Annotated in this window: 24 protein-coding genes; 9 read left to right on the plus strand and 15 right to left on the minus strand. The window is 63.5% G+C overall.

Going from position 1 to position 26,478, the window contains the following annotated elements; genetic code table 11:
• Window positions 1–107: 107 nt before the first annotated feature.
• The 7 genes from LB568_RS22890 (at window position 108) to LB568_RS22920 (ending at window position 7,689) form a co-directional block, all read left to right on the plus strand.
• Entirely contained in the window at window positions 108–1,334 is a 1,227-nt protein-coding gene (locus LB568_RS22890) for a septal ring lytic transglycosylase RlpA family protein (protein WP_224731292.1), read from the plus strand.
• Between the two features lie 129 nt (window positions 1,335–1,463).
• Window positions 1,464–2,627 carry a D-alanyl-D-alanine carboxypeptidase family protein gene (locus LB568_RS22895; RefSeq protein WP_224731293.1) on the plus strand — a complete coding sequence of 388 codons (1,164 nt, stop codon included), beginning with the start codon at window positions 1,464–1,466 and terminating at the stop codon, window positions 2,625–2,627.
• A gap of 82 nt (window positions 2,628–2,709) precedes the next feature.
• Window positions 2,710–3,384, plus strand: a complete 675-nt coding sequence (gene tmk / locus LB568_RS22900; RefSeq protein ID WP_224731294.1) for a dTMP kinase — start codon at window positions 2,710–2,712, stop codon at window positions 3,382–3,384.
• Complete coding sequence (locus LB568_RS22905) at window positions 3,381–4,436, plus strand: DNA polymerase III subunit delta' (RefSeq protein WP_013895613.1); 1,056 nt, start codon at window positions 3,381–3,383, stop codon at window positions 4,434–4,436. Before tmk ends, LB568_RS22905 begins: the two co-directional genes overlap by 4 nt.
• Window positions 4,437–4,519: 83 nt before the next feature.
• Window positions 4,520–6,073 carry a methionine--tRNA ligase gene (gene metG, locus LB568_RS22910; RefSeq protein ID WP_224731295.1) on the plus strand — a complete coding sequence of 518 codons (1,554 nt, stop codon included), beginning with the start codon at window positions 4,520–4,522 and terminating at the stop codon, window positions 6,071–6,073.
• Window positions 6,073–6,867, plus strand: a complete 795-nt coding sequence (locus LB568_RS22915; RefSeq protein WP_224731296.1) for a TatD family hydrolase — start codon at window positions 6,073–6,075, stop codon at window positions 6,865–6,867. The genes metG and LB568_RS22915 overlap by 1 nt, the downstream gene beginning before the upstream one ends.
• A 3-nt stretch (window positions 6,868–6,870) precedes the next feature.
• A complete protein-coding gene (locus LB568_RS22920; RefSeq protein ID WP_224731297.1) occupies window positions 6,871–7,689 on the plus strand; it encodes an MBL fold metallo-hydrolase in 819 nt (272 codons plus the stop codon).
• 13 nt (window positions 7,690–7,702) lie between these two features.
• On the opposite strand, the gene LB568_RS22925 is transcribed toward LB568_RS22920, so the two are convergent.
• The 7 genes from LB568_RS22925 to LB568_RS22955 all read right to left on the minus strand — a co-directional run bounded on the left by LB568_RS22925 (window position 7,703) and on the right by LB568_RS22955 (window position 13,709).
• Complete coding sequence (locus tag LB568_RS22925; protein ID WP_224731298.1) at window positions 7,703–8,464, minus strand: GNAT family N-acetyltransferase; 762 nt, start codon at window positions 8,462–8,464, stop codon at window positions 7,703–7,705.
• 208 nt (window positions 8,465–8,672) lie between these two features.
• Complete coding sequence (locus LB568_RS22930) at window positions 8,673–9,635, minus strand: PLP-dependent cysteine synthase family protein (RefSeq protein WP_224731299.1); 963 nt, start codon at window positions 9,633–9,635, stop codon at window positions 8,673–8,675.
• A 172-nt stretch (window positions 9,636–9,807) separates the two neighbouring features.
• The gene (locus LB568_RS22935) at window positions 9,808–10,581 is read right to left on the minus strand and encodes a pyrroline-5-carboxylate reductase (protein ID WP_224731300.1); all 774 of its coding nucleotides are present in this window, start codon (window positions 10,579–10,581) and stop codon (window positions 9,808–9,810) included.
• 43 nt (window positions 10,582–10,624) lie between these two features.
• Entirely contained in the window at window positions 10,625–11,506 is an 882-nt protein-coding gene (locus LB568_RS22940; protein WP_224731301.1) for an aldose 1-epimerase family protein, read from the minus strand.
• 156 nt (window positions 11,507–11,662) lie between these two features.
• Window positions 11,663–12,379 carry a Bax inhibitor-1/YccA family protein gene (locus LB568_RS22945; protein ID WP_013895621.1) on the minus strand — a complete coding sequence of 239 codons (717 nt, stop codon included), beginning with the start codon at window positions 12,377–12,379 and terminating at the stop codon, window positions 11,663–11,665.
• Window positions 12,380–12,402: 23 nt separating this feature from the next.
• Entirely contained in the window at window positions 12,403–13,179 is a 777-nt protein-coding gene (locus LB568_RS22950; RefSeq protein WP_224731302.1) for an anti-sigma factor family protein, read from the minus strand.
• On the minus strand, window positions 13,176–13,709 hold the full coding sequence (locus tag LB568_RS22955) for a sigma-70 family RNA polymerase sigma factor (RefSeq protein ID WP_041164234.1): 534 nt from the start codon (window positions 13,707–13,709) through the stop codon (window positions 13,176–13,178). Before LB568_RS22955 ends, LB568_RS22950 begins: the two co-directional genes overlap by 4 nt.
• 255 nt (window positions 13,710–13,964) lie before the next feature.
• On the opposite strand from LB568_RS22955, the gene LB568_RS22960 reads away from it, so the two are divergent.
• Window positions 13,965–15,149: an aromatic amino acid transaminase gene (locus LB568_RS22960; RefSeq protein ID WP_224731303.1), complete on the plus strand. Its 1,185-nt coding sequence runs from the start codon at window positions 13,965–13,967 to the stop codon at window positions 15,147–15,149.
• 182 nt (window positions 15,150–15,331) lie between these two features.
• Window positions 15,332–16,156 (plus strand): nucleoside triphosphate pyrophosphohydrolase, encoded by an 825-nt coding sequence (gene mazG, locus LB568_RS22965; protein WP_224731304.1) that lies wholly within the window; start codon window positions 15,332–15,334, stop codon window positions 16,154–16,156.
• Between the two features lie 60 nt (window positions 16,157–16,216).
• Here the strand turns inward: mazG and hflX are convergent, their stop codons facing one another.
• The 8 genes from hflX to dusB all read right to left on the minus strand — a co-directional run bounded on the left by hflX (window position 16,217) and on the right by dusB (window position 26,428).
• Window positions 16,217–17,623: a GTPase HflX gene (hflX, locus tag LB568_RS22970; RefSeq protein ID WP_224731305.1), complete on the minus strand. Its 1,407-nt coding sequence runs from the start codon at window positions 17,621–17,623 to the stop codon at window positions 16,217–16,219.
• Entirely contained in the window at window positions 17,624–17,869 is a 246-nt protein-coding gene (hfq, locus tag LB568_RS22975; RefSeq protein WP_006202172.1) for an RNA chaperone Hfq, read from the minus strand. It abuts the gene before it with no gap.
• A 144-nt stretch (window positions 17,870–18,013) separates the two neighbouring features.
• A complete protein-coding gene (locus LB568_RS22980; RefSeq protein ID WP_224731306.1) occupies window positions 18,014–18,877 on the minus strand; it encodes a D-amino-acid transaminase in 864 nt (287 codons plus the stop codon).
• Window positions 18,878–19,045: 168 nt separating this feature from the next.
• Window positions 19,046–20,407 carry a sigma-54-dependent transcriptional regulator gene (locus LB568_RS22985; protein WP_013895628.1) on the minus strand — a complete coding sequence of 454 codons (1,362 nt, stop codon included), beginning with the start codon at window positions 20,405–20,407 and terminating at the stop codon, window positions 19,046–19,048.
• A complete protein-coding gene (locus tag LB568_RS22990) occupies window positions 20,397–22,682 on the minus strand; it encodes a sensor histidine kinase NtrY-like (protein ID WP_224731307.1) in 2,286 nt (761 codons plus the stop codon). Before LB568_RS22990 ends, LB568_RS22985 begins: the two co-directional genes overlap by 11 nt.
• Before the next feature lie 127 nt (window positions 22,683–22,809).
• Window positions 22,810–24,270: a nitrogen regulation protein NR(I) gene (ntrC, locus tag LB568_RS22995; RefSeq protein ID WP_013895630.1), complete on the minus strand. Its 1,461-nt coding sequence runs from the start codon at window positions 24,268–24,270 to the stop codon at window positions 22,810–22,812.
• Complete coding sequence (locus tag LB568_RS23000; protein ID WP_224731308.1) at window positions 24,267–25,409, minus strand: two-component system sensor histidine kinase NtrB; 1,143 nt, start codon at window positions 25,407–25,409, stop codon at window positions 24,267–24,269. Before LB568_RS23000 ends, ntrC begins: the two co-directional genes overlap by 4 nt.
• The gene (dusB, locus tag LB568_RS23005) at window positions 25,406–26,428 is read right to left on the minus strand and encodes a tRNA dihydrouridine synthase DusB (protein ID WP_224731309.1); all 1,023 of its coding nucleotides are present in this window, start codon (window positions 26,426–26,428) and stop codon (window positions 25,406–25,408) included. The genes LB568_RS23000 and dusB overlap by 4 nt, the downstream gene beginning before the upstream one ends.
• Window positions 26,429–26,478: the final 50 nt, after the last annotated feature.

A 26,478-nucleotide genomic window follows, 5' to 3' on the forward strand; every position in this document is an offset into this window, starting at 1 on the left:
AGGATCGGGGTTTCAAGGCGTCGTTGGTGTTGTCGAGTGAGTGCTTTGGCTCCTCCGATGTTCAAACCACGGCGTTTTGAGTGAGACTGTAGGGGATTTCAGGAAAAATGCAGGCTACGACGCATCAGCGTCTTCGTCGCGCTTCCACGCTTGCGCTGCTTGCCGCGTCGGCTGCCTTGCTGGCGGCTTGCGCGTCGCAGCCCGAGCCGAAGGGGATGATCAATCCCAGGCATCGCTCCAAGGAATATTTCGCCGAAACCGAATATGGCGTGAAGGCAAGCCCGCGTGCCGCCGTCATGCGGCGCGGCGGCGGCCGCGACCAGCTCGGCAAGCCCTACCAGGTGCGCGGCAAGTGGTATTATCCCAAGGAAGACAAGCGCTACGCCAAGGTCGGCCTGGCCTCGTGGTATGGCGACGCCTTTCATGGTCGGCTGACCGCCAATGGCGAAGTCTACGACATGACGCATCTGACCGCTGCGCATCCGACCATGCCGCTGCCGAGCTATGCCCGTGTCACCAACATCGAAACCGGCAGCTCGGTCATCGTGCGCGTCAATGACCGGGGGCCGTATCATGAGGGGCGCATCATCGATGTCTCGGAGCGCGCGGCACAGATGCTCGACTACGCCAAGGTCGGCACCGCGAAGGTGAAGGTCGAATATGTCGGTCGGGCTCCGCTCGATGGCGACGACGACCAGTATCTGATGGCATCCTACCATCCAGGCAACAGGATACCGGATCCGTCGGATGGCTTGCCAACCGGTGTCATGGTGGCCATGAACGGACCGTCGCCGAGCCTGCCGGTGGGTGCCGCCGCACCGTTCCCGGGCCAGCTGACGAATTCCGGAGAGGCGTTCGCGGCGCAGCCGGGCTTGGCGGCGCAAGCGACCGCTTTCGGCGACGTGGTGCTGCCCGACTTCGGACCGATCGTGCCCGAGCGCCCGGAGATCAGCCTGCCGCCGCAATCGCCGTTTGCCGTGGCCTCGCTGTCCTATGCGAATGAACGCGTGCAGCGGGCCGATGTCTTCGCCGCGCTTGACGACAGCGGCATGTCGCCGGCCGACATCCTGCGGTCGTGGAAGAAATCCAATCCGCTGGCGTCGCCGTCCAGTTCCGATTATGTCGCCGCCGGCACCTTCGACGATGCCGCTGAAGCCAAACGCGTGGCGGCGGCACTTCAGCCCTTTGGCCGAACGGAGATCCAGCGTTCCGATCTCGACGGCAACGACTGGTATGCGGTCAATCTCTATCCGAATGGCCATGGCGGGCTGGACGAGATGCTGCAGGCGGCATGGTCGCATGGCGCGCCCGACGCGCTGGCCGTGCGCGACTGATTTCGAGAGCCGGTTTTCCGCTGAACCGTTGATCCGCCGCAGTTTGATCCGTCACAGTTGATCCGCATTGGAAAAAGCCCCATAGTTTCACGGGCTTGCCGGGAGAGACCGGCCAACGGGTCGAATTTCATGCAGTTTCGCTTGCTTCAGCCTTTTGCCGGGTTTTTTCTTCTCGGCCTCCTGCTTTCACTCGCTCCGGCCCACGCACAGCTTTTCGAGACCAAGGCCGCACAGGCCTTCATGATCGATGCCGACACCGGCACGGTGCTGTTCTCGAAGGATGCCGACAAGCCGATCCAGCCGGCCTCGATGGCCAAGCTGATGACGATGGAAGTGGTTTTCAACGCCATCAAATCCGGACGCCTCAAGCTCGACGACACCTTCGTGGTGAGCGAGAACGCCTGGCGCAAGGGCGGCGCCCCGTCGGGGACATCGACGATGTTTGCCAAGCTCAAATCGTCCGTCCGCCTGGAGGATTTGATCCAGGGGGTGACCGTGCAGGCCGCGAATGACGGCTGCATCGTCATCGCCGAAGGCATGGCCGGGTCCGAGGACAATTTTGCCGCGCAGATGACAGAACGCGCCCGCCAGATCGGTCTCAAGACATCGACTTTCGTCAATTCGACCGGGCTGCCGGCCGATGGCCAGCAGACAAGCGTGCGCGAGCTGACGCAGCTCGCCCTGCATCTGTGGCGCGACTACCCGGATTTCTATCGCTACTACAGCCTGAAGGATTTCACCTGGAACAAGATCTCGCAGAGGAACCGCAACCCGCTGCTGGCGATGGATATCGGCGCCGATGGCCTGGCCGTTGGCGCGAGCGAGGCGTCGGGCTTCGGCATCGTGGGCTCGGTCAGCCACAACGGCACGCGGGTGATCGCGGCGCTGAGCGGGCTGGCCAACGACAAGGAACGCGCCGAAGAGGCGCGCAAGCTGCTCGACTGGGGCGTTCGCTCCTTCGAGAAAACCGAAATCTTCGCCAAGGACGAGGTGGTCGGCGAGGCCCAGGTTTTCGGCGGGGCGAAATCCGGCGTGACGCTGAAGGCGAAAGGACCGATCGCCATCTTCCTGCCGATCACCAACCGCGACAAGCTGACGGCCAAGATCGTCTATAACGGCCCGGTCGCCGCACCTGTGGAGGAGGGCCAGCCGGTCGGCGCGCTGCGCGTCTGGATCGGCGACACGCTGAGCCAGGAGACGCCGCTTTTCGCCGCCGAGTCGATCAGCGTCGGCACCTTGCCGCAGCGCGCGCTCGATGCCGTCAAGGAACTGGCGATCGGCTGGCTGCGATAGCACCGACAGCATGGACGTTTCCCCGAACGCGGACTATCTAGAGCGCAACAATCCACTCCAACATGGACAAAGGCCCTTTCGATTGGCGCGCGGATTTTTCATCACCTTCGAAGGCGGCGAGGGCGCAGGCAAGTCGACGCAGATCGAGCGGCTGGCGAGAAAGATGCGCGCCAAGAAGTATGATGTGCTGCTGACGCGCGAACCTGGCGGTTCGCCGGGCGCCGAAGCGGTCAGGCATGTCCTGCTTTCAGGTGCAGCGGAACCCTTCGGACCGAAGATGGAGGCGCTGCTCTTCGCCGCGGCGCGTTCGGACCATGTCGAGCAGGTCATCCGGCCGGCGGTCGAGCACGGTTCCATCGTGCTTTGCGATCGTTTCCTGGATTCCTCGCGCGTCTACCAGGGGGTTACCGGCGGCATCGACCCGGCGTTCATGGCGACGCTGGAGCAGGTCGCTATCAACGGCATGATGCCCGACATGACGCTGATCTTCGATATAGACCCGGCAGAGGGTCTCAGGCGCGCGACGCTGCGGCGCGGCAGCGATGACGGCGCCGACCGCTTCGAAAAGGAAACGCTGGCCATCCACCAGGCGCGCCGCGCGGCCTTTCTGGCGATCGCCGCGGCCGAGCCGGAGCGCTGCATCGTCGTCGATGCGTCCGCCAAGCCCGACACGGTGGAGGACGTCGTCACCGCCGCCGTGTTCGCGGCGCTAGAGGCGAGGGCGTCCACGCGCAACAGGCAGGCCGCACCGGTATGATCTTCGAACGCATCGCGCCGGAACAGCACGACACGCTGGACGGCGTGCCCGAACCGTCCGAAACGCCTCGTCTGGTCGGGCATCGGCAGGCCGCGGACATGCTCGCCGCCGCCTATCGATCGGGAAAGCTGCCGCATGCGCTGATCTTCGCCGGGCCGGTCGGCATCGGCAAGGCGACGCTGGCCTTCCATCTCGCACATCATTTGCTGAAGCACCCGGCATTCGGGCAGGCGCCGGAAAGCCTTGCCGTTCCCGATCCGGCCTCGCCGCTGTTCCGCCAGATCGCCACCGGGGCGCACCCGGGCGTGCTGCATCTGACCCGTCCGCTGAACGACAAGACCAAAAGCTTCAAGACCGTCGTCACCGTCGACGAGATCCGCAAGGTCAGCCGCTTCCTGTCGCTGACCTCGCATGACGGCAGCTACCGGGTCGTCATCGTCGACCCGGCCGACGACATGAACGCCAATGCCGCCAATGCGTTGCTGAAGAATCTTGAGGAGCCGCCGGCACGAACGCTGTTCGTTCTCATCGTCCACGCGCCAGGCAGCCTGCTGCCGACGATCCGCTCGCGCTGCCAGGTGGTGCGCCTGACGCCGCTCGATGCCGACGAGTTGCTGGCCGTGTTGGAAACCGCCGAGCCGCCGCCGCCAGACGATCCGGCCGCGCGGGCGGCGCTTGTCGAACGGGCAGGGGGCAGCGCCCGCAATGCCATCCTTCTCACGCAGTATGGCGGGCTGGAGATCGCCCGGACCCTCGATGGGCTGGTGGCGGCAGGAAAGAGCGATGTCGGCGGCGCGTATCGCCTTGCCGAGGCCGTCGCCGGACGCGACCAGGCGATCCAGTTCGACATCTTCAATCGCCGTGCGCTTGATCTGTTGTCAGACGCGGCGAGCCAGGCAGCGCTGTCTGGCGATCTCACGCGGGCCAAAAACCTGTCGGACACTTGGCATGAGGCGCTGGACGCTATATCTGAGACCGACACTTACAATCTCGACAAGAAGCAGCACGCCTTGACCATGATCGACCGCCTGAACTCTGCGATGCGAATGTGACGGACCCACCGGGATGGCAATCGCCATTCCGATGCGATATCCACCGCCACAGCTTCCATTCAGACATTCATGACGGTTCATTCATGTCACGCGACACATTCTACATCACGACCGCGATTTCCTATCCGAACGGCAAGCCGCATATCGGCCATGCCTATGAGGTGATCGCCACCGACGCGCTGGCGCGCTTCCAGCGCCTCGACGGCAAGCAGGTCTTCTTCCTGACGGGCACTGACGAGCACGGCATCAAGATGCTGCAGACGGCCAAGCGCGAAGGCATTTCGGCGCGCGAACTGGCCGACCGCAATTCGGCCGATTTCAAGCGCATGGCGGCCGCCCTCAACGCCTCCAACGACGATTTCATCCGCACCACGGAAGAACGGCACTACGCCTCATCGCAGGCGATCTGGAAGGCGATGGACGCCAATGGCGACATCTACAAGGGCGGCTATGCCGGCTGGTACTCGGTGCGCGACGAAGCCTATTACGGCGAGGAGGAGACGGAGGTCCGTCCCGACAACGTCCGCTACGGACCGCAGGGAACGCCGGTCGAATGGGTCGAGGAAGAGAGCTATTTCTTCCGGCTGTCGGCCTATCAGGACAAGCTGATCGCGCTTTATGAAAGCCAGCCCGACTTCATCGGGCCGGCCGAGCGCCGCAACGAGGTGATGAGCTTCGTCAAATCGGGGCTGAAGGACCTGTCGATCTCGCGCACCACTTTCGATTGGGGCGTGCCGGTGCCTGGCGACGAAAAGCACGTTATGTATGTCTGGGTCGACGCGCTGACAAACTACATCACCGGCGTCGGTTATCCCGATGAAAAAGATGAGAAATGGCGGTTCTGGCCGGCGGATGCCCACATCATCGGCAAGGATATCGTGCGCTTCCACGCGGTCTATTGGCCGGCGTTCCTGATGTCGGCGGGCATCCCGCTGCCGAAGCGCGTCTTCGGCCACGGCTTCCTGTTCAACCGCGGCGAGAAGATGTCGAAATCGGTCGGCAACGTCATCGACCCGTTCACCATGGTCGAACACTACGGTCTCGACCAGGTGCGCTACTTCTTCCTGCGCGAAGTGCCGTTCGGCCAGGACGGCAGCTACAGCCATGAAGCGATCGTCAACCGCACCAACGCCGATCTCGCCAACGGGCTCGGCAACCTGGCGCAACGTTCGCTGTCGATGATCGCCAAGAACTGCGGCGGCGCGGTGCCGAAGCGCGGCGACCTGACGGGGGCCGACAGCGCGATCCTGGATCAGGCGGTGGCGGCCCTTGCCACTGCCCGCAAGGCCATGGCCGGGCAGGCCATTCATCTGGCACTGGCGGCGATCTTCGATGTGGTGGCGGAAGCCGATCGATATTTCGCCGGACAGGCACCATGGGCGCTGAAAAAGACCGATCCGGAGCGCATGGAAACGGTGCTGTGGACGACCGCCGAAGTGGTCCGGCGCGTGACGGTGCTGTGCCAGCCCTTTGTCCCGGGATCGGCCGCGAAGCTGCTCGATCTGCTGGCGGTGCCGGCGGACAAGCGTGATTTCGAGCATGTCCATGCCGACCATGCGCTTGTGCCCGGCACGGCATTGCCCGTGCCGGAGGGCGTCTTTCCACGCTATGTCGAACAGCCGGGCGTGAACGCCTGATGCTTGTCGACAGCCACTGCCATCTGGATTTTCCAGATTTCGCCGAGGAGCGGGCGGCCATTGTCGCCCGCGCCAAAGCGGCCGGAATCGGCCGCATGGTGACAATCTCGACCCGCGTGAAACGGTTTCAGCAAATCCTTGAAATCGCGGAATCTTTCGACGAGGTCTACTGTTCGGTCGGCACCCATCCGCACAACGCCGCCGAAGAACTCGACGTCACCACCGCCGATCTTGTCCGCCTGTCGGCTCATCCCAAGGTGGTGGCGATCGGCGAGGCCGGGCTCGATTACTTTTACGACAAGGCGCCACGCGATGCGCAGGCGCAGGGATTTCGCGCTCACATTGCCGCCGCGCGCGAGACCGGGCTGCCCCTGGTCATCCATTCGCGTGATGCGGACGACGACATGGCGGCCATACTCGAAGACGAAACCGGGAAGGGCGCCTTCCCCTTCATCTTGCATTGCTTTTCCTCGGGGCGCCGGCTGGCCGAGGTCGGCGTCGCGCTCGGCGGCTATGTGTCGTTCTCGGGCATCCTGACCTTCAAGAATTCAGTCGAATTGCGCGCCATCGCCGCCAATGTCCCGCATGACCGCCTGCTCGTCGAAACCGACGCGCCATACCTGGCGCCGGTGCCGTTTCGCGGCAAGCGCAACGAGCCGGCCTATGTCGCGCAGACCGCCAAGGTGTTGGCTGAAACGATCGGCGTCAGCGAGGCTGAAATCGCCACGTCGACGACCAACAATTTCTTCCGTCTGTTCGGCAAGATGCCGCGACCTGTCGAACAAAGCGCCTGAACGATGACTGACCTGCTGCGCCTCACCATTCTCGGCTGCGGCTCGTCGCCGGGTACACCGCGCATCACCGGCGACTGGGGCAATTGCGACCCGGACAATCCGAGAAACCGGCGCATGCGCACCGCTGTCCTGGTCGAACGGATCAAGGCCAATGGCAACCGCACCACCGTCGTCATCGACACCGGACCGGATTTCCGCCAGCAGATGCTGCTGGCGTCGGTCAAGCGCATCGATGCCGCCGTCTACACGCACCCGCATGCCGACCATATCCACGGCATCGACGATCTGCGCGGCTTCGTCCTCGACCAGCGGCACCGGATCGATGTCCATGCCGACCAGCCGACAATGCTGCGGCTGCGCCAGGCGTTCGGCTATTGCTTCGAGACGCCACCAGGCAGTTCCTATCCGCCGATCGTCGACGCCCATATCATCGATCACGCAAAGCCTGTCGTGATCGAAGGCGAGGGGGGCACCCTCACCCTCGAGCCATTGCCACAGATCCATGGCGACATCATCTCGCTCGGCTTCCGCATCGGCGCGCTCGCCTATTGCCCTGATATCAGCGATTTTCCGGACGCCACCGTCGAGCGGCTGCGCGACCTCGACGTGCTGATCATCGACGCGCTGCAGTACAGGACACACCCGAGCCACCTGTCGCTTGGCCAGGCGCTGGAGTGGATCGAACGGCTGGCACCCAGACACTCGATCCTGACGCATATGCATGTGCCGCTCGACTACGCCACGGTGATGGCTGAAACACCCGATGAGATCGAGCCCGCCTACGATGGCATGGTGATCGAAATCCCTTATGAAACAGCGTGATAAGCACGCTTTCTCATTTGGCCGCTTGCTTCTTCGGTTGGAATATCAGCAGCGTGCCGATCCGCTCATAACCCATGCGATTGTATAGCAGCGCTCCGGCGTGGGTCGCAGCCAGCACCGAGCATGTCGACCCATGGGCCCGGTCGTCGAACAGCATTTTCGACAACAGCGCCTGGCCAATGCCGCGACGCCGGTGCGAAGGCTCGACATACATGGCCGCGCACCACGTGGCGCCCACGGCGTCTATGCTGCGCACGCGTCCAACGATGTCGTCGCCATCGACCGCCACATATTGGCGGAACGGCGCGCCGTCGCCGAGCAATTCGTCCGGGATCGGCCGCCTGCGCACGATCTTTGCCAACTGCGCTGCCCGTTCGGCCGTTCGCACGCGTTCGATCGAGACGACTGCCGGCGGGCTTGGAATCTGGCGCAATGGCTGGACGAAGAAGCCTTCCGTCCGTAGCAGCCGGTAGCCGAGAGCCTTGTAAGCGGTTCGCGTCGGCCCGTCCGGTTCGTCGTTCGCGATCACGACGGACATGGTGAAACCCGGCCGCGCATGCTGCCGCACGATCGTATCGGCCTGCTGGGCGGCAACGTCATGGACGACCCATTCCTCGCTGCGGTACTCGCGAGGATTCTTGCGCTCGGCATCGCGCATCAGCCACAATGGCCCAACACGGCTGGCCTCATAAGGAAAGGTGCGGCTTTTGTCGGTGCTGTATCCATGTACGAACACCTCGATCGCCGAATCCATCTCACGCTTTGCTGTCGTCATCCGCACAGCGTAGCGTTGGCCATTCACGCAAGGCAACACGCATCAATGGTCTCAAGCCCATGAAAATCAGCAGCAATTTCCAGCTGCTCGCCAATGCGCTAGTTCCATAATCTATCTTATGCGACTTTTGTCCGTAGCGACGCGGCGCTTGAGCAATTGGAGATGTGGACAGTCCTCGCCTCTGCAGCGCCAACCCAACCAGCGCTTTTCAACCCCAGAGATCGGTCGACAGATATTTCAGCCCTGAATCACAAATCACGACGGCTATGTGCTTCCCTGATTCTTTCCCGGAAAGGAGGCGAAGTGCAGCGGCAACATTGGCACCGGATGAGAACCCGCCGAAAATGCCCTCACAGCGCGCCAGCAAACGAGCGGTCTGGCGCGCCTCGCCACCGGATATTTGAATGTAGCCATCGACCGGTGCGTTCTTCAGGAAAGCCAGGTCAGGCATTGAATAGCCACCGCCCTGGATCGGATGCTCGGCCTGTGTGATCTTCTCACCCGCGGCGGCGGCGGCACCTTCGGGCTCCACGACAAAGCACTTGATCGAAGGGTTGCGCTCCTTAAGTGCCTTCGTCACTCCCACATAAGTTCCGCCCGAGCCGATGAAGTCCACGAATGCATCGACACCTCCGTGGCTGGCATCCCAAATTTCCGGCCCGGTCTTATGGTAGTGCGCGAGCCAGTTCCCGTCTCGATTGAATTGGTCCGCACGGAACGCGCCGCGCTCCGCCGATACATTCTTGGCAGTCTGTTCAACGAGTGCCAGGTCGCCGCCCGAGACCTGCCCCGGCACTGACCCCGGCAACTGATCGACCAGGATCACGTCCGCACCGAGCGCGCGCATCATTCGGGCACGCTCTTGCGAGTTGCCTTTCGACATCACCGCGACGAATGGGTAGCCCTTGATCGCGCAGACGATGGCAAGGCCCGTGCCCATGTTTCCGGATGTGAGCTCGACGACTGTTTGTCCTGGCTTGAGAACGCCTGAGGCTTCGGCCTCCTCGATTACTCCCAGTGCCGCACGATCCTTTTTTGAGAAGCCTGGATTCAGGTACTCCAGCTTGGCAAGGATTGTGCCCTTTACGCCTGCCTGTTCTGTCAACCTGTCAAGTCGAACCAACGGAGTTCCTCCGATCGCGTCAACGACTGAATTCAGAGTCTCGGCCATACCCATCTCTCTCCTGCTCGACGCATCCAATACGTCGCCAATAGGTGGATTGTTTTTTGACAGCGCCCGGGCTTCGCGCCGGACATGGTCTTTGGCTCCGGAGAAACCTCCACCCGAGACCCCTGCTCCAGCCTGGGCCGGCACTTCAACAAACGCTTCTCGTCCGGTTCCGTCAGGTGGCCCCAGCCGCCGAAATGTGCCGATGCACACTATCCAGGCTTTCCGTGAGCGCGTCGAAGACATTGCGGGCCGTGAGGTCGCCCAGAACCTGCTCATTGATGCCGCCACGGGTCGCATAGTCCTGCGCCAGATGCGTGAAGTCGGCGTCTCCGGAGCGTGTCCCAGCGCCTTGAAGAGCGCCGCGATATAGATAGTCGCGGCCCTTTGTGTCTGGAACACCATGCGCCTCCAGCCAGCGATGGATCGTGTCGAGGTATTTAAAGTATGTGGCATAGGTCGCGGTGACCACGCTCAACGCGTCGAACTCGCTCGAGCTGTCGACCTCGATCACATTCCCCAGTCCGCCCAGCAATGCCCTCACGCCCGGATCAGGCGGGTAAATGATCGTCGCCCCCAACCGATGAGCGATCATCGGCATGGGCAACGCTTTCGTCACGCGGCTCACGGGTGCAGTCAGGCCGATTATTTCCTCACGCGACAGCGTGGCTATCAGGCTGATGAGATGATGGTCGCGCCGAAACCGCAATTCGGGCAACAGTTGATGGGCAATCTGCGGGCGGACCGCCAGCATTACGGTGTCGCACGCATCGAGGACCGCCTGATTGTCGGCCGCGACACGGACATTCGGAAAGCGGGAAGCGAGGTTCGCGGCAATCTCTTCGTTGCGCGGCGACAACACGACCGAAACCGGATTGTCGGCGCCGGATTTGAGCCCGGTGACAATAGCTGCCGTGAGCGCACCTGTGCCAAGGAAGCCAAGTTTCATTTGATGCCCCACGGCGTTGGTTCTCCAGCTGGCCGTCCGCTGGTCACGGCCGCCCCTGCTCCAGTCTGATCCGGTAGCCCAGCGAACGCTTCGCGCCCGGTTCGATCAGCATCAGGCCGGGCTTGTCTGCGAATTCGCCGTCGAAATCGGCCGGGCTTGCCATACCGTGCCAGGGTTCGATGCACAGGAACGGCGCGCCGCCTGGCTTGGACCAGATGCCGAGCTCTTCCATTCCTTGCCATGACATTTCGATCGCCGGACCGTGGTCGGCAGCGTAGCGTACGCTGGCGCTCGCGGGCCGATCCAGGATGACGGCGTCGTCATCGAACAGCCGTTCGGACAGTGCAAGCGTCCTGCCCTCGATGGGCGTCGGCTGCGGCGCTGCGATCAGAAGGCCATTCTTCAGGCGGCGTACCGGCGCCGGCTCGTCTTCGGCAAAGGTCAGCCGGTAGTCCGTCTTGGCCAGGTCCGGCAGCAGCGGCCAATTGAAGGCCGGATGCGCCCCGATCGATGCCGGCAACGGCTCGTCACCGGTGTTGCTGATCTCGAAGGTCACGCCAAGCTGGCGGCTATCCAGCGTGTAGGTCACATCAAGGCGAAAGGCGAAGGGATAGCGGGCACGGGTGTCGGCATCGTCGGTGAGCACCAGCGTGCAGGACCGGGAGTTCCGCTGCGCCCATGCGAACGGCTTGTCGCGCGCGAAGCCATGCTGGGTCATCGGATACGTCCGGCCACGATGGCGCAATTGGTCGCCCTTCAGCCGGCCGACGATCGGAAACAGCACCGGTGAATGGCGCCGCCACTCCGGTCCGGCCTGCCACAGGAACTCAAATCCCCGCTCGTCCCGCAGTGAAACCAGTTCGGCGCCCTGCCCGACTATAACAGCCGAGATGCCGTCGCTATGAAGCGTTTGGCTGTCTGCCACATGTCCTCGCACGGTGTTGAAGGCCGGCGGTCAGACTAGCAAAAGCTCCCGGGGACTCAAGCTCCTGGGACGCAAACGAATTGTGGCCGGAGGTTTCCCTCCGGCCACCCTGCATTAAGGGCGATGATCCTCGCCCTTGCCCATAGCGGACGGTGGTTATTCGCGCTCGCCGGTGAAATTCAGCAACAGCTGGAAGATGTTGATGAAGTTCAGGTAGAGCGAGAAGGCGCCGAAGACGGCGAGCTTCTGGCGCGATTCTCCGTCGAAATTCTCGGAATACTGCTCCTTGATCGTCTGCGTGTCCCAGGCGGTCAGGCCGATGAAGACGGCGATGCCGATGACCGAGATGGCGAACTGCAGCGCGGTCGAGCCGAGGAAGATGTTGACGATGCTGGCGATCACCACGCCGATCAGGCCCATGATCAGGAAGGACGAGAACTGCGTCAGGTCACGCCTGGTCGTGTAGCCGTAGAGGCTGGTGGCGCCGAACATGGTGGCGGCGATGAAGAAGGTGCGCGCGATGCTGGTGCCGGTGAAGACCAGGAACACGGAGGCCAGCGACAGGCCCATCACCGCGCAGAAGGCCCAGAACATCATCTGCGCGCTTGCCGCCGACATGGTCTGCATCTTGAACGAAAACAGCATCACGAAGGCCAGCGGCGCCAGCATCACCACCCATTTCAGCGGGCTGGAGAAGATCGGCACGTAGAGCGCCGGCGTCGACGACACCATGAAGGCGACGAGGCCAGTGACCACGAGGCCAAGGCCCATATAGTTGTAGACGCGCAGCATATGCTGGCGCAGGCCCTCGTCGAAGGCGGCTCCGGTTTGGGCGCCGGTACCGACGCGATATCCCAGATTGGGCGTATTCATTTGAGTTCTCCTTTGTGGATCGGTCAGTAAAGCGTTCTGGCGAGCATCTCGGCGGCACGGTCGAGGTCGTGGACGTCGCTTTTCGCGACCACCGCGTAAGCGACCTCGCCGATCTGGAAATAGGCCGAGGCAATGTCGCCCGAGGGCGCGACGGTCGGCTTGACGACATCGAAGGTTCCCGGCCGGATGGCGAACAGCGACACCAGTCCCATATCGCCGGTATCGACAGCCATCTCGACACTTGGACCGAAGCGCGACGGATAGATCTGCACGTCGCGCACTTTCCAGTCCTTGGGCAGCGACGGCATGACAATGGCGGTCGCGGCGCGGATCTCGCCGGCGTCGTAATTGGGCGCCTCGGGCTGCGAGGGCATGGTTTCGCGCACCAGCGTCGTCCTGTGCGCCCGCACCGCCTCTTCGACATAGGCCGGCGGCTGCGGCGAAGCGACGACCTTGGTCACCGACATCGGGCCGACAATGCCGTTTGCCAGCCAGCCGGCGGCGACGAAGGCAGCCACCGCCGCCGCACGCTGCAGCACGCCGAAGGTGCGCCCTCGGGCAAGCCCCCTCTCCAGCCGCCGCGCGGCGTCAGCGGTCGCCGGCCGCGCCATGCCCTTGGAGCCGGCAAGCGCCACGCGCAGCTCGTCGCGGGTCCGCAGATCAGACATCACGCGCGCCGCCGCTTCCGGACGGGCCGACAGAAAAGCCTCGACCTCGATGCGGCGCGTGACGTCGATCTGGTCGTCGACATAAGCGTCGAGATCGATGTCGGTGACGGGGTCGACTGCAGCGGTCGTCATGACTCGCCTCCCACGATCCTGAGATGATTTTTGCCGCGCGCCGGGGCTGCGTCTTCCATCTGACGAAGTGCTGCCCGGGCCCTGCCGATACGCGACATCAGCGTTCCCAGCGGCACGCCGATGGCATCGGCCGCCTGTTGATAGGAAAGGCCCTCGATGGCGACCAGATGCAGCGCCGAACGCTGCTCTTCCGGCAAACTGAAAAAAGCGTCGCGCACTTGCGCCAGGCGCACCGAATGCTCCTGCGGCGCCGGCGTGCTGCCGTCGGCCAGATATCCTGCCTGTTCGATGCGCGCGGCTTCCGAGCGACGCGAGCGCATGCGGTCGATGAACGTGTTGTGGACGATCGACAGCAGCCAGGCGCGCAAATTGCCGCCGGAGCGGAACGTGCCGCGCCGCTCATAGGCGCGCACCAGCGCGTCATGCACCAGATCCTCGGCGTCCGCGCCGTCGCGCGTCAGCGAACGGGCGTAGCGCCGCAGCGAGCCGAGCTGTCCTATGATGTCAAAGCGTGGCATCGACCGTTTCATGCCCTGTTTACGGAGCATGTGGGGATTTTAATCCGGTCCCTGCCAATTTTTTCGCTGGGTCCGCCTGGGGGTATCGTTCTCGGCGGCCCTCGCCTCACCGGCAAAACCGGGCAACCGTCCTGTTTGTCCGATGCCGATCTCGCGGCGCAACAAGTGGCATCGCCAAATGTCGCTTTTGCCTTTGTTTTAACCGAAACCGCTGGTGAAGCGGGCTCGATTTCAGTATCACTCCGCCGCGCCAACGGAACCATAACGATGTTCGAAGACCTGCAGCCCGCTCCCGCCGACAAGATCCTTGCCCTGATCGGCCTCTATCGCGCCGATCCGCGTCCCAACAAGGTCGACCTCGGTGTTGGCGTCTACAAGGACCGCGACGGCAAAACGCCGGTGATGCGTGCTGTGCGTGAGGCGGAAAAGCGCCTCCTGAACAGCCAGGACACCAAGACCTATCTCGGCCTTGCCGGAGATACCGGCTTCAACACGGTGATGGCCAAGCTCGCCTTCGGCCCGGGCGCGGACATGACGCGCATTCGCGCGGCGCAGGCGCCGGGCGGCTCAGGTGCGCTGCGGCTGGTGGCGGAATTGCTCAAGCGGACGCGTTCGGATGCAACGGTCTGGCTGTCGGATCCGACCTGGCCAAACCATATGCCGGTGATGCGCGCCGCCGGCCTGCAGATCCGTGAATACCCCTATTTCGATGCCGGGACAGGCACTGTGCGCTTCGACGACATGCTGGCGGCGCTGCGGACGGCCAAAGGCGGCGATGTGGTGCTGCTGCATGGCTGCTGCCACAACCCGACCGGCGCCAATCTGGACGCGGCCCAATGGGAGGCCGTCACCGGCCTGGTCGTCGAGCGCGGCCTGCTGCCGTTCGTCGACATTGCCTATCAGGGCTTTGGCGATGGCCTCGAGGCCGACGCGCTGGGCTTTCGGCTGCTGGCCGCTAAGGTTCCGGAAATGGTCGTCGCGTCGAGTTGCTCGAAGAACTTTGCCGTTTACCGCGACCGCGTCGGCGCGGCGATGATCCTGGCCAAGGACGGCGCCCAGGCCGATGTGGCGATGAGCCAGATGCTGTCGGCAGCGCGCGCCATGTATTCGATGCCGCCGGACCACGGAGCCGCGGCGGTGCGCATCGTGCTGGAAGACGCCGATTTGCGCGCCGACTGGGAAGCCGAGCTCGAAGAGATGCGCCTGCGCATGCTTAGGCTGCGTGTCCAGTTCGCCGAGGCGCTGCGCCGGCAGTCCAACTCCGACCGCTTCGATTTCGTTGCCAGCCATCGCGGCATGTTCTCGCGGCTTGGCCTCACGGAAGCGCAGGTCGAGCGGCTGCGTGCCGAGCATGGCATTTACATGGTCGGCGACAGCCGTATCAATGTCGCCGGCCTTCCGGAGGACGGCATGGACGACCTCGCCAAGGCGATCGTCTCCGTCCTCGACTGATGCGGCTCAGCTGTGGACAAGGCGCCCTCGCCGGCTGACGGCGTTGGCCGGGCGACCGGCGGCAGGTTAGCATCCAATAGAATGGTCCCGCGTTTCACGGAAACACAGAACCATTCTAGCTCTCCGTTTTGACGCAATTCCGGACGGAAAATCGTTTCACACTTTTCCTGGAATAGCTCTAGATGACCCCATCGAAAGACATTTCACGACTGATCGAGATCATGGCGGCGCTGCGCGCGCCGAAGACCGGCTGTCCGTGGGACATCGAGCAGGATTTCGCGACCATCGCCCCCTACACGATCGAGGAAGCCTATGAGGTGGCGGATGCCATCGCGCGAGGCGACCTCGACGATCTGCGCGACGAGCTCGGCGATCTCCTGCTGCAGGTCGTCTATCACGCACAGATGGCCGAGGAGGCCGGCGCGTTCGCCTTTCCGGATGTGGTCCAGGCGATCACAACCAAGATGATCCGCCGCCATCCGCATGTCTTCGGCGACGAGAAGGCCCGCAGCGCCGGCATGGCAAAGGGCATGTGGGAGAAGATCAAGGCGCAGGAGAAGGCCGAGAAACGAGACGCCCGCCTGGCGCGCGGCCTCGACCCGGAAGACAATGGCAGGGGGTTCCTGGACGGCGTTCCGGTCGCCCTGCCCGCGCTGACGCGGGCGCTGAAGCTTCAGGAGAAGGCTGCCCGTGTCGGCTTCGACTGGAGCGAGGCGGCGCCCATCCTCGACAAGATCGAGGAAGAGATCGGCGAGCTGCGCGAAGCGCTGGCCAAGGGCGACACGGCGTCGATCAAGGACGAGTTCGGCGACATGCTGTTCGCGGTCGTCAATCTCGGCCGTCACCTTAAACTGGATTCGGAAGCCGCGCTCAGCGGCACCAACGAAAAATTCCGGTCGCGCTTCCACTATGTGGAGCAGGCCCTGGAGAAATCCGGCAGCACGCTGGAGAAGGCGACCCTGCCCGAGATGGAAGCGCTCTGGCAGGAAGCAAAAAGCGTGAAATGAGCCTATAGAGGTAATTCCAGACGGAAAACCGTTCTACACTTTTCCTAGAATTACTGGGGGCTAGCCGTTGTTTTTGCGGCGCAATCGGCTTTCGATCTCTTCGCGGGCGCTGTGCGTGGCCTTGAGCGAGATGGTGGCGCTGCCGTCTTCATTGTCGGTTCGCGAGACGATATCGCCATTGCGGTAGAGCCAGTCGACAAGACCGAACTGCGCCGGCTCGATCGTCACCGTCAGGTCCTCCAGCTCGCCTGCCATCCGGGTCTCGATGATCGCCTTCAGCGCATCGATACCCTCGCCGGTCACGGCCGATACGGCGATCGGCGGGCCCTTGCTGCCGGCAGCGCCGCCCTTTGCCATATCGGGGGCAAGCAGCCGGCTCCTGTTGCCTTCGTCGAGCTGGTCGATCTTGTTCCAGACCTCGATGACGCGCTTTGCATCACCGGCATCGACACCGAGGTCGGCCAGGATGCGCTCGACGTCCTCGGCCTGCGCCGCCGTGTCGGGGTCGGAAATATCGCGCAGATGGACGACGAGATCGGCCTCGACCACCTCTTCCAGCGTGGCGCGGAAAGCCGCGATCAGATGCGTCGGCAGGTCCGAAATAAAGCCGACCGTGTCCGAGAGGATGATCGGAGTGCCATGCGGCAGGCGCACGCGGCGAAGTGTCGGGTCGAGCGTGGCGAACAGCATGTCCTGTGCCAGCACGTCCGCTCCGGTCAGCCTGTTGAACAGCGTCGACTTGCCAGCATTGGTGTAGCCGACGATCGCCACCACCGGGAACGGCACCTTCTTGCGCTTGGCGCGGTGCAGGTCGCGCGTGCGGCGCACGGTCTCCAGCTCGTGCTTGAGCTTGATGATCTTTTCCTGCAACTGCCGCCGGTCGGATTCGATCTGGGTTTCGCCGGGACCGCCGAGGAAGCCGGCGCCGCCGCGCTGGCGCTCAAGGTGGGTCCAGCTGCGAACGAGGCGACCCTTCTGGTAGTTGAGATGGGCAAGTTCGACCTGCAGCGTGCCTTCCTTGGTGCGGGCACGCTCGCCGAAGATTTCGAGGATCAGCCCGGTGCGATCCAGCACCTTGGCGTTCAGCTCTTTCTCGAGGTTGCGCTGCTGCACCGGCGTCAGCGGGTGGTCGACGATGACCAGCTCCGCGTGGCGCTCCTTGACGATTTCGGCGAACTCCTCGACCTTGCCGCTGCCGAGCAAGGTCGCCGGCCGCGGGTCGTTGACGGTCACGACCGCCGTATGGACCGGATCGAGGTCGATGGCGCGGGCGAGGCCGACCGCCTCGTCATGGCGCGCATCGGCCGAACGCGTCAGCCGCGGACGATTGGTCTCGTCGTCGCCGCGAGGCTGGCGGGTAAGCACCGGCACAATGACGACGGCCCGGGTCGGACCGTCGGCTTCCGTCCCGGGATGATGGGTTGGTTTTCCGCGAACGGTGGCGTCCGCGTCCTTCTCACGTGCCAATCAGGCGCCCTGGCTTTCCTCGCCATCGAACATTTGAACCGGCTGGCTCGGCATGATCGTGGAAATGGCGTGTTTGTAGACGAGCTGGGAGTGACCGTCACGGCGCAGCAACACACAAAAATTGTCGAACGAAGTGACCACGCCGGTCAGCTTCACGCCGTTGATGAGGAAGATGGTGAGCGGGTTCTTGCTCTTGCGAACTGAATTCAGGAACAGGTCCTGAAGGTTTTGCGATCGTTCCGCCATTGTTCTTGTCTTTCGCCGATCCCCTTCGGTTTGCAGCCAATGCGCCAAATTAGCCGGCACATGTCAAGCACGCAAACACCGTCTTGCCGTCAGTAACGACAAGCAGAACGAGATATATTGATGTTCATTCCACCTGAGCGGTTATCAGGCTGGACTTTTTTCCGCAACGTCAAAAAAGGCCTGCCGCAACGAAAGTGTTATTGAGCCGGGGTGGCCGTTGGCGATCGGATCGCCGTCAATGGCCACGACAGGCATGGCAATCGTCGTCGCGGAGCTGATGAACGCCTCGCGTGCCGCCTTGGCCTCGGCGATGGAAAAGCCGCGCTCCTCGATCTTCAAACCGAGCTTTGCCGCCACTTCGAACATGGTGGTGCGGGTGATGCCGCGCAGGATGCCGTGGTCGGCCGGCCTGGTGACCAGGACGCCGTCCCTGGTGACGATCCAGGCGTTCGACGAGCCGCCTTCCTTGACGTTGCCGTCGGCATCCACGAACCAGGCTTCCTGCGCACCGGCCTCCTTGGCCTTCTGCTTGGCCAGCACGTTGGGCAACAGCCCGACGCTCTTGATGTCGACGCGGTCCCAGCGATTCTCCGGCACGGTGATGACGGCGATACCGCTGTCGGCCCGTTTTGCGCCGGCGGCCGGGTCCGCCTTCTTGGCGGTCACCACCAAAGCCGGCTTGGTGTCCGCCGAAGGAAAGACAAAATCGCGGCTGGCGACGCCGCGCGTCACCTGGACATAGACCAAGCCGTTGACGACATGATTGCGGTTGACCACCTCGCGCAGGATCAGCGGCAGCACGTTGCGCGTGACCGGCCAGGCGATCGACAGCTCGGTCAGCGAGCGGTTGAGCCGGGCAAGGTGGCGCGGCATGTCGACGATGAAGCCGCGCGCCACCTCGCAGACCTCGTAGACACCGTCGGCGAATTGATAGCCACGGTCCTCGATATGCACGGAAGCGTCCGCGTGGGCGACGTAGCGCCCGTTGACATAGGCAATGCGCGGCATTGGGGACCCCTGGGATAACTCTTGGGCTTCTCGAAACCGTTTGGAAATTCTACTCCGGCGGCCATCTGACGGCGCCAGAGCGAATTTCGAAACGGTTTCTTATGCGATTCCGGCGTCGCCGTAACCGGCAAATGCTTGGCCCAGGCGCGACTGAATGGACGTCGTTCGTCAGACGCCCAGCGATTTCAGCTTGCGGTGCAAGGCGGAGCGCTCCATGCCGATGAATTCGGCGGTCTTCGAGATGTTGCCGCCAAAGCGGTTGATCTGCGCGATCAGATAGTCCTTCTCGAACTGTTCGCGCGCCTCGCGCAGCGGCAGCGCCATGATGTGCTGGTCGGACTGATTCGGCGTGCGCGGCATGACATCGCCGATCTCGGCGGGCAAAAGGTCAGCGGTGATCGGCGCATCGATATTGTCGCCGCGCGCCAGGATCATCAAACGCTCGACATTGTTGCGCAGCTGCCGGACGTTGCCCGGCCAGTTGTGCGCCTGCAGCACGGCAAGCGCGTCGTCGCCGATGCGGCGCGGCTTGATGCCGGCCTGGCGTGCGATCTGCTTCATGAAATTGTCGACCAGATAGGGAATATCCTCGCGCCTTTCGGCCAGCCCCGGCACCATGACCGGAACCACCGCCAGGCGATGATAGAGATCCTCGCGGAAGCGGCCATCGGCGATCATCGCCTCGAGGTTCTGCGAGGTCGAGGAAATGATGCGCACATCGACCTTGACCCGCTTGGTGCCCCCTACCCGCTCGAACTGCTGCTCGACCAGCACGCGCAGGATCTTGTTCTGCGTCTCGCGCGGCATGTCGGCCACTTCGTCGATGTAGAGGATGCCGCGATGGGCCTCCTCGAGCGCGCCGACCTTGCGTTCGACACCGTTCGATTCGGTGCCGAACAGCTCGATCTCCATGCGTTCGGGCGTGATGTTGGCGGCGCTCAGCGTCACGAACGGCGCGCCCTTGCGCGCCGACAGGGTGTGGATGGCGCGCGCGGCCAGTTCCTTGCCCGAGCCCGAGGGGCCGATGATCATGACGCGGCTGTTGGTCGGCGCGACGCGCTCTATGGTCTGGCGCAGCTGGCTCATCGCCGACGACATGCCGATCAGGTCGAAGGTTTCGCCGCTGCGCAGCTTGAGGTCCGAAACCTCGCGCCGCAATTTCGAGGTCTCGAGTGCACGCTCGGCAATGAGGATCAGCCTGTCGGCCTTGAACGGCTTTTCGATGAAGTCATAGGCGCCGCGGCGGATGGCGGAGACCGCCGTTTCGATGTTGCCGTGGCCGGAGATCATCACCACCGGCAAGGTGGGATGCATGGTCTTGATCTCGTCGAGCAGCGCCAGCCCGTCCAGACGCGAGCCCTGCAGCCAGATGTCGAGGAAAATCAGCCTCGGCGCGCGATCAGCTATGGCAGCCAGCGCGCTGTCGGCATCGAATGCCGTACGGGTTTCGTGACCTTCGTCGCTCAGGATGCCTGCGACGAGCTCGCGGATGTCTTCCTCGTCATCGACGATGAGAATATCAGACGCCATTACCGACCTTTTCAGTTTCTCTTTCGTGTTCCGTCCTGGCTTCACCACGCGATGGCGCGGCCGCGGCGGGCGGCAGGATGATGCTGATCATCGCGCCGCGCCCGCCATGGAAATCCGCAGGGGCATCATGGAGCTCCAGCTTGCCGCCATGGTCCTCCACGATCTTCTTGACGATAGCGAGACCAAGCCCGGTGCCCTTCTCGCGTGTGGTCATATAGGGCTCGAGCAGTCGTTGGCGATTCTCGCGCGGCAGGCCTTTGCCATTGTCGATGACGTCGATTCTGATCGCGCCATTCTGACGCCCGGCTTGAATCCGGATTATGCCGTGCGAACCGTCCGTTTGTTCCGATCCGTCGATCGCCTCGGCGGCATTCTTGATCACATTGCCGAAAGCCTGCGCCATCAGCCGGCTGTCGAAAGTGCCCTTGAGCGGCTCATTGCCGAAGATCCGCTCGAAGGTGATGTCGGCGCGGCTGACTTCGACCAGGAACGAGGCCTCGCGCAGTGATTCGCGCAAATCGATGGCCTTCATCTCGGGCTTGGGCATGCGCGCGAAAGCCGAGAATTCGTCGACCATGCGGCCGATGTCCTCGACTTGCCGGATGATGGTGTCGGTGCACTGGTCGAAAACCTCGCGGTCCTCGGTGATGACCTTGCCGTAGCGGCGCTTGATGCGCTCGGCGGAAAGCTGGATGGGTGTCAGCGGGTTCTTGATCTCGTGGGCGATGCGCCGCGCCACGTCGGCCCAGGCGGAAGAACGCTGCGCCTGCACCAGGTCGGTGATGTCGTCGACCGTCACGACGTAGGACTTCTCCTCCGAGCCGTCATCGCCAGCCTCGACGGTGATCTGCACGTTGAAGGTGCGCTCGGTGCCGGCGCGGAAGAATGTCACCTGTTCGCGATAGACCGGCTTGCCCGACTGGCGGCCGATCTCGAAGACGCGGCCGACATGCGGCAGAATGGCGGAGAGGTTTTGTCCCAGTGCGGCGCTGGCGGAGATGGCCAGCATCGATTCGGCCGAACGGTTGACGATGGTGACGATGCCGAAGGGATCGACGCCGATGACCCCGGCGGTGACGCCGGCCAGCACCGCTTCCGAAAAGCGCCTCCGCTCGTCGATCAGGTCCTTTGCCGACAGGATCTCGTTGCGCTGCGATTTCAATTCCAGCAGCATCTTGTTGAAGGTGTCGCCAAGTGAGGCGACATCGCCATCCGAGGGCCTGACGGCAACCGCGACGTCGAGATTGCCGGTCGCCACCTCGTCGGCGGCACCGATGAGCTGGCGGATGGGGCGCACCAGACGGTCGGCGACGGCAATACCGGTCCAGATCGCGGACAGGATGATGATCAGCGTCAGCGACAGGTAAGGCAGCGCGAAAGCCACCTGCGAGGTGCGCCTGTTGTCCTCGAGATTGCGATACTCGTCCGTATTGGACCTGACGATCTGCCTAGCCTTGATCACCTCGGGGTCGACCAAGCGGATGGTGTAGAGGTACATGCCCTCGATCTCACGCAGCTTGACGATGGCGCCCATGATGTTGCGGGTGCGCGGCTCGATCAGCACCGGCCTGCCGTCGGTGGCGCCGCTGACGGAGCCTTCGGGCGGTTCCGGCATGGCGAAATCGGCATCGGTCTTGGCGCTCATGACGAACGAGCCGTCGGACCTGATCAGCGCCGCATGCGCCAGCGAGCGGCCCACGGCCTCCTTGCTCATGAGGTCGAGAAAGCCCGTGCGATCAAGGCCGTAGAGCGTACGCGACGCATCGAGGTCATAGGCCATCGACAGTGTCGTGCCCTGCAGATTGCGGGCATTCTCCTGGACATAGGCATCGGCGATCGACAGCGAGGAATTGACGATGGTCTTGGTGCGGATCTCGAACCAGCGATCAAGGCCGATATCGAGCGTGATCGAGGCGATGATCGCCACCATGATGGCCGGAATGGCGGCGACGAGCGCGAACATGGCGACGATACGCACATGCAGCCGCGAGGCCGCCTTGCCATGCCGGCGCGCCATGACGATGCGATGCACCTCGCGTGCAACCAACGCGATGAGGAAGAGCACGAAGACCGCGTTGAGCGCGATCAGCGCCCAGGTCGTCCTGGCGTCGGGTGCGATCGGCGTCGCGCCGACCAGGATGGTGAAGGAGATGGCCGCCATGATCAGCGCGCCGATGACCGCCACCACGCCGGGCAGCGCCAGCAAGCGACGTCCGTCGCGCGTGCCACGTTCGCTGAAAAGTGGCTTGTTGAGGTTCGGTGCCTGCGGAGTCATGTCGCCGTATGGAGCCAATGATTGCGTCCGATCTATGCAACGCATTGTGGCGATTATGCAACAAGTGTGACAACGACGGGAATCTTTCGCCGTTCCGTCCCCTGAAAAGACCGCGTCAGATCAGCGCTCAGCCCGGCCGCGACGATTTGTAGACGTTGACGCCCAGTTCGCGAATCTTCTTGCGCAGCGTGTTGCGGTTGAGCCCCAGCAGTTCCGCCGCCTTGATCTGGTTGCCGCGCGTTGCCGTCATCGAGGCCAGGACCAGCGGATATTCGACTTCGGACAGAATGCGCTGGTAAAGGCCAGCGGGCGGCAATTCACCGGCAAACGAGGCGAAATAGCGCTGCAGGAAGTGCTCCACGGCCTGGCCGATCGACAGATCGTCGGGAATGAGGTTGCCGCCATCAGGCACCACGGGGCGCTCGCCGGTCTTGAGCTCCGCCTCGATGATCTCGGCCGAAATCTCGTCCTGCGAATAGAGCGCGGCGAGCCTGCGAACGAGGTTCTCCAGTTCGCGCACATTGCCCGGCCAGGGATAGCGCTTCATCAGCTCGATGCCGCCGGACGAGATGCGCTTGGTCTGCAGCCCTTCCATCTCGCCGAGCTTGAAGAAATGGCGCACGAGATCGGGCACATCCTCCGAGCGCTCGCGCAACGCCGGCAGCCTGAGCGGCACGACGTTGAGGCGGTAGAACAGATCCTCGCGGAACAGTCCCTGATTGATCAGCGTACGCAGATCCTTGTTGGTGGCGGCGACGATGCGCACATCGGTCTTGATCGGCGTGCGGCCGCCAACGGTCGTGTACTCGCCCTGCTGGAGGACACGCAGCAGGCGCGTCTGCGCCTCCATCGGCATGTCGCCGATCTCGTCGAGAAACAGTGTGCCGCCCTCGGCCTGCTCGAAGCGGCCGGTGGAGCGGTTCTGGGCGCCGGTGAAAGCACCCTTCTCGTGCCCGAACAGTTCCGATTCGATCAGGTCGCGCGGGATCGCCGCCATGTTGATGGCAACGAACGGGCCGCCGCGACGACGGCCATATTCATGCAGCGCGCGCGCCACCAGTTCCTTGCCGGTGCCCGATTCGCCGGAGATCATTACCGTCAGGTCGGTCTGCATCATGCGCGCCAGCATGCGGTAGATGTCCTGCATGGCCGCCGAACGGCCGACCAGCGGCATCGCGTCGGGCTGTTCTTCCGGCCGCGCATCGATCTTCGGCCGCCGCGGCTCCGACAGGGCGCGGTTGACGATGTTGAGGAGTTCGGTCAGGTCGAAGGGTTTTGGCAGATATTCGTAAGCGCCGGTTTCGGACGCGCGGATCGCCGTCATGAAGGTGTTCTGGGCGCTCATGACGATGACGGGAAGTTCCGGCCGCGCCTTCTTGATTCGCGGCAGCATGTCGAAGGCGTTCTCGTCCGGCATGACCACGTCGGTGATCACCAGATCGCCCTCGCCCGCCGCCACCCAGCGCCACAAAGTCGAGGCGTTGGAGGTGACGCGCACCTCGTGGCCGACGCGGGAGAGTGCCTGGTTGAGCACGGTGCGGATCGCCGCATCGTCGTCGGCGACGAGAATATTGCCGCGAACGGTCATTTGCGGTCTCCTTCGCCGTCTTCATCGGCACCGAACTGGGTTTCCTTCCAGGCGGGCATCAAAATGCGAAACGTGGTGGCACGCGGCGTCGATTCGCATTCGATGATGCCGCCATGCTCGCCGACGATCTTGGCGACCAGTGCAAGCCCCAGCCCCGAGCCGTTCGGCTTGGTGGTGATGAAGGGGTCGAACAGGATCGGCAGGATATCTTCCGAGACGCCGGAGCCATTGTCGCGCACGCAAAACTCCAGCGGCAGCGACACGCGGTCCTGCGTGCCCGGAACCGAAACGCGAATACCGGGCCGGAACGCCGTCGAAAGCACGATCTCGCCCTGCGGGTCGCTGCCGATCGCCTCGGCGGCATTCTTGACCAGGTTGAGGAACACCTGGATCAGCTGGTCGCGGTTGGCGAAGACCGGAGGCAATGATGGATCATAATCCTCCAATATCTTGATTCTTTTCGCAAAACCGTTCTTGGCGATAGCCTTCACATGGTCGAGCACGACATGGATGTTGACGGGGTAACGATCGATCGGCCGCTCGTCGGAAAACACCTCCATGCGGTCGACCAGCGAGACGATGCGGTCCGTCTCGTCGGTGATCAGCCGCGTCAGCGCACGATCCTCGTCGGACGCGGACAGTTCGAGCAGCTGGGCCGCGCCCCTTATGCCCGAGAGCGGGTTCTTGATCTCATGGGCAAGCATCGCCGCCAGGCCGGTCACCGAGCGCGCTGCCCCGCGATGCGTCATCTGCCGGTCGATCTTGTCGGCCATCGACCGCTCCTGGAACATCACCACGACGGAGCCGGGAAATTCCGGCACCGGCGCGACATAGAGATCGACGACCTTCTCGATGCCGAGGCGTGGCGACGAAACGTCGACCCGGTACTCGTTGACCGGAGCCCGGCGCTCGCGCACCTGGTCGACCAGTGTCAGCAGCGGGCTGCCGAACGGGATGAGCTTGGACAGGGTGTTGCGCGCCAGCATGGTGGCGCTGGAGCGGAAGAAGTCCTCGGCATCGGCGTTGGCGAAGGTGATGAACCCTTCCTCGCTGATCATGATCACCGGGCGGCGGATGGTGTTGAGCACGATCTGGGCGGCATCGGCCATTTCAGCGCCCTGGCCAGCGGTGGCGTTCATGCCGCGCTCCGCAGGTTCAAGGGTTGCGGATCGCGCGAAAACACATCCCGCAGCAAGGCAATGACGCGGGGCGGTTCGAACGCGGTCAATATCGCTTTGCGGCTATCGTCGGCGACGGCATGGCGATCGAGATACCAGCCCAGATGCTTGCGCGCCTGTCGCAAGCCGCTCTCCACGCCGTAAAGCGCCAGCATGTCCTCGTAGTGGGAGACGACATAGTCGGCCAGCGCAGCGGGATCCCGCGGCACATTGGCCATCGTTTCGCCCGCGGCCGCGGCTGCGATGCCGCCGGCGATCCAGGGCGCGCCGTAATGCGCGCGGCCGACCATCACCGCATCGGCGCCGGACTGTTCGAGGATCGCGGCGGCCTCGGCCGGGGAACAGACATCGCCATTGGCGACCACCGGGATTGAGACGGCTTCCTTGACGCGGGCAATCGCGCGCCAGTCGGCCTTGCCCTGATAGAACTGGCAGCGCGTGCGGCCATGCACGGTGACCATGCTGACGCCCGCCTGCTCGGCACGGCGCGCGAGCGTCGGCGCGTTGAGCGCGCCCTCGTCCCAGCCGAGCCGCATCTTGACCGTAACCGGCACCTTGACCGCGCCGACCACGGCTTCGATCAGCGAGAGCGCATGGTCGAGGTCCAGCATCAATGCCGAGCCGGCATAACCGCCGGTGACCTTCTTGGCCGGGCAGCCCATGTTGATGTCGATGATATCGGCGCCCTCGCCCGCGGCTATACGCGCGCCTTCGGCCATATGGATCGCCTCGCGGCCGGCAAGCTGCACCATATGGACGGGCAGGCCGGAATGACGTATGCGCAGGTCGAAGCCGGCCCGGCCCTTGGCGAGTTCGCCGCTGGCCACCATTTCGGACACGACAAGGCCCGCGCCATGCGCATGGGCGCGCTGCCGGAACGGTTGGTCCGTAATCCCGGACATCGGCGCGAGGAACACGCGATTGCGGATTCTCACCCCGCCGACGTCGAGCGGCGCGGCCAATTTGGTCACATTAACCATGCACAAAAACCAAGCATGTCCATTCGTTGCACATTCTCTAGCCAGAACCG

This window comes from Mesorhizobium sp. B263B2A (genome assembly GCF_020165775.1).
Lineage (GTDB): Bacteria > Pseudomonadota > Alphaproteobacteria > Rhizobiales > Rhizobiaceae > Mesorhizobium > Mesorhizobium opportunistum.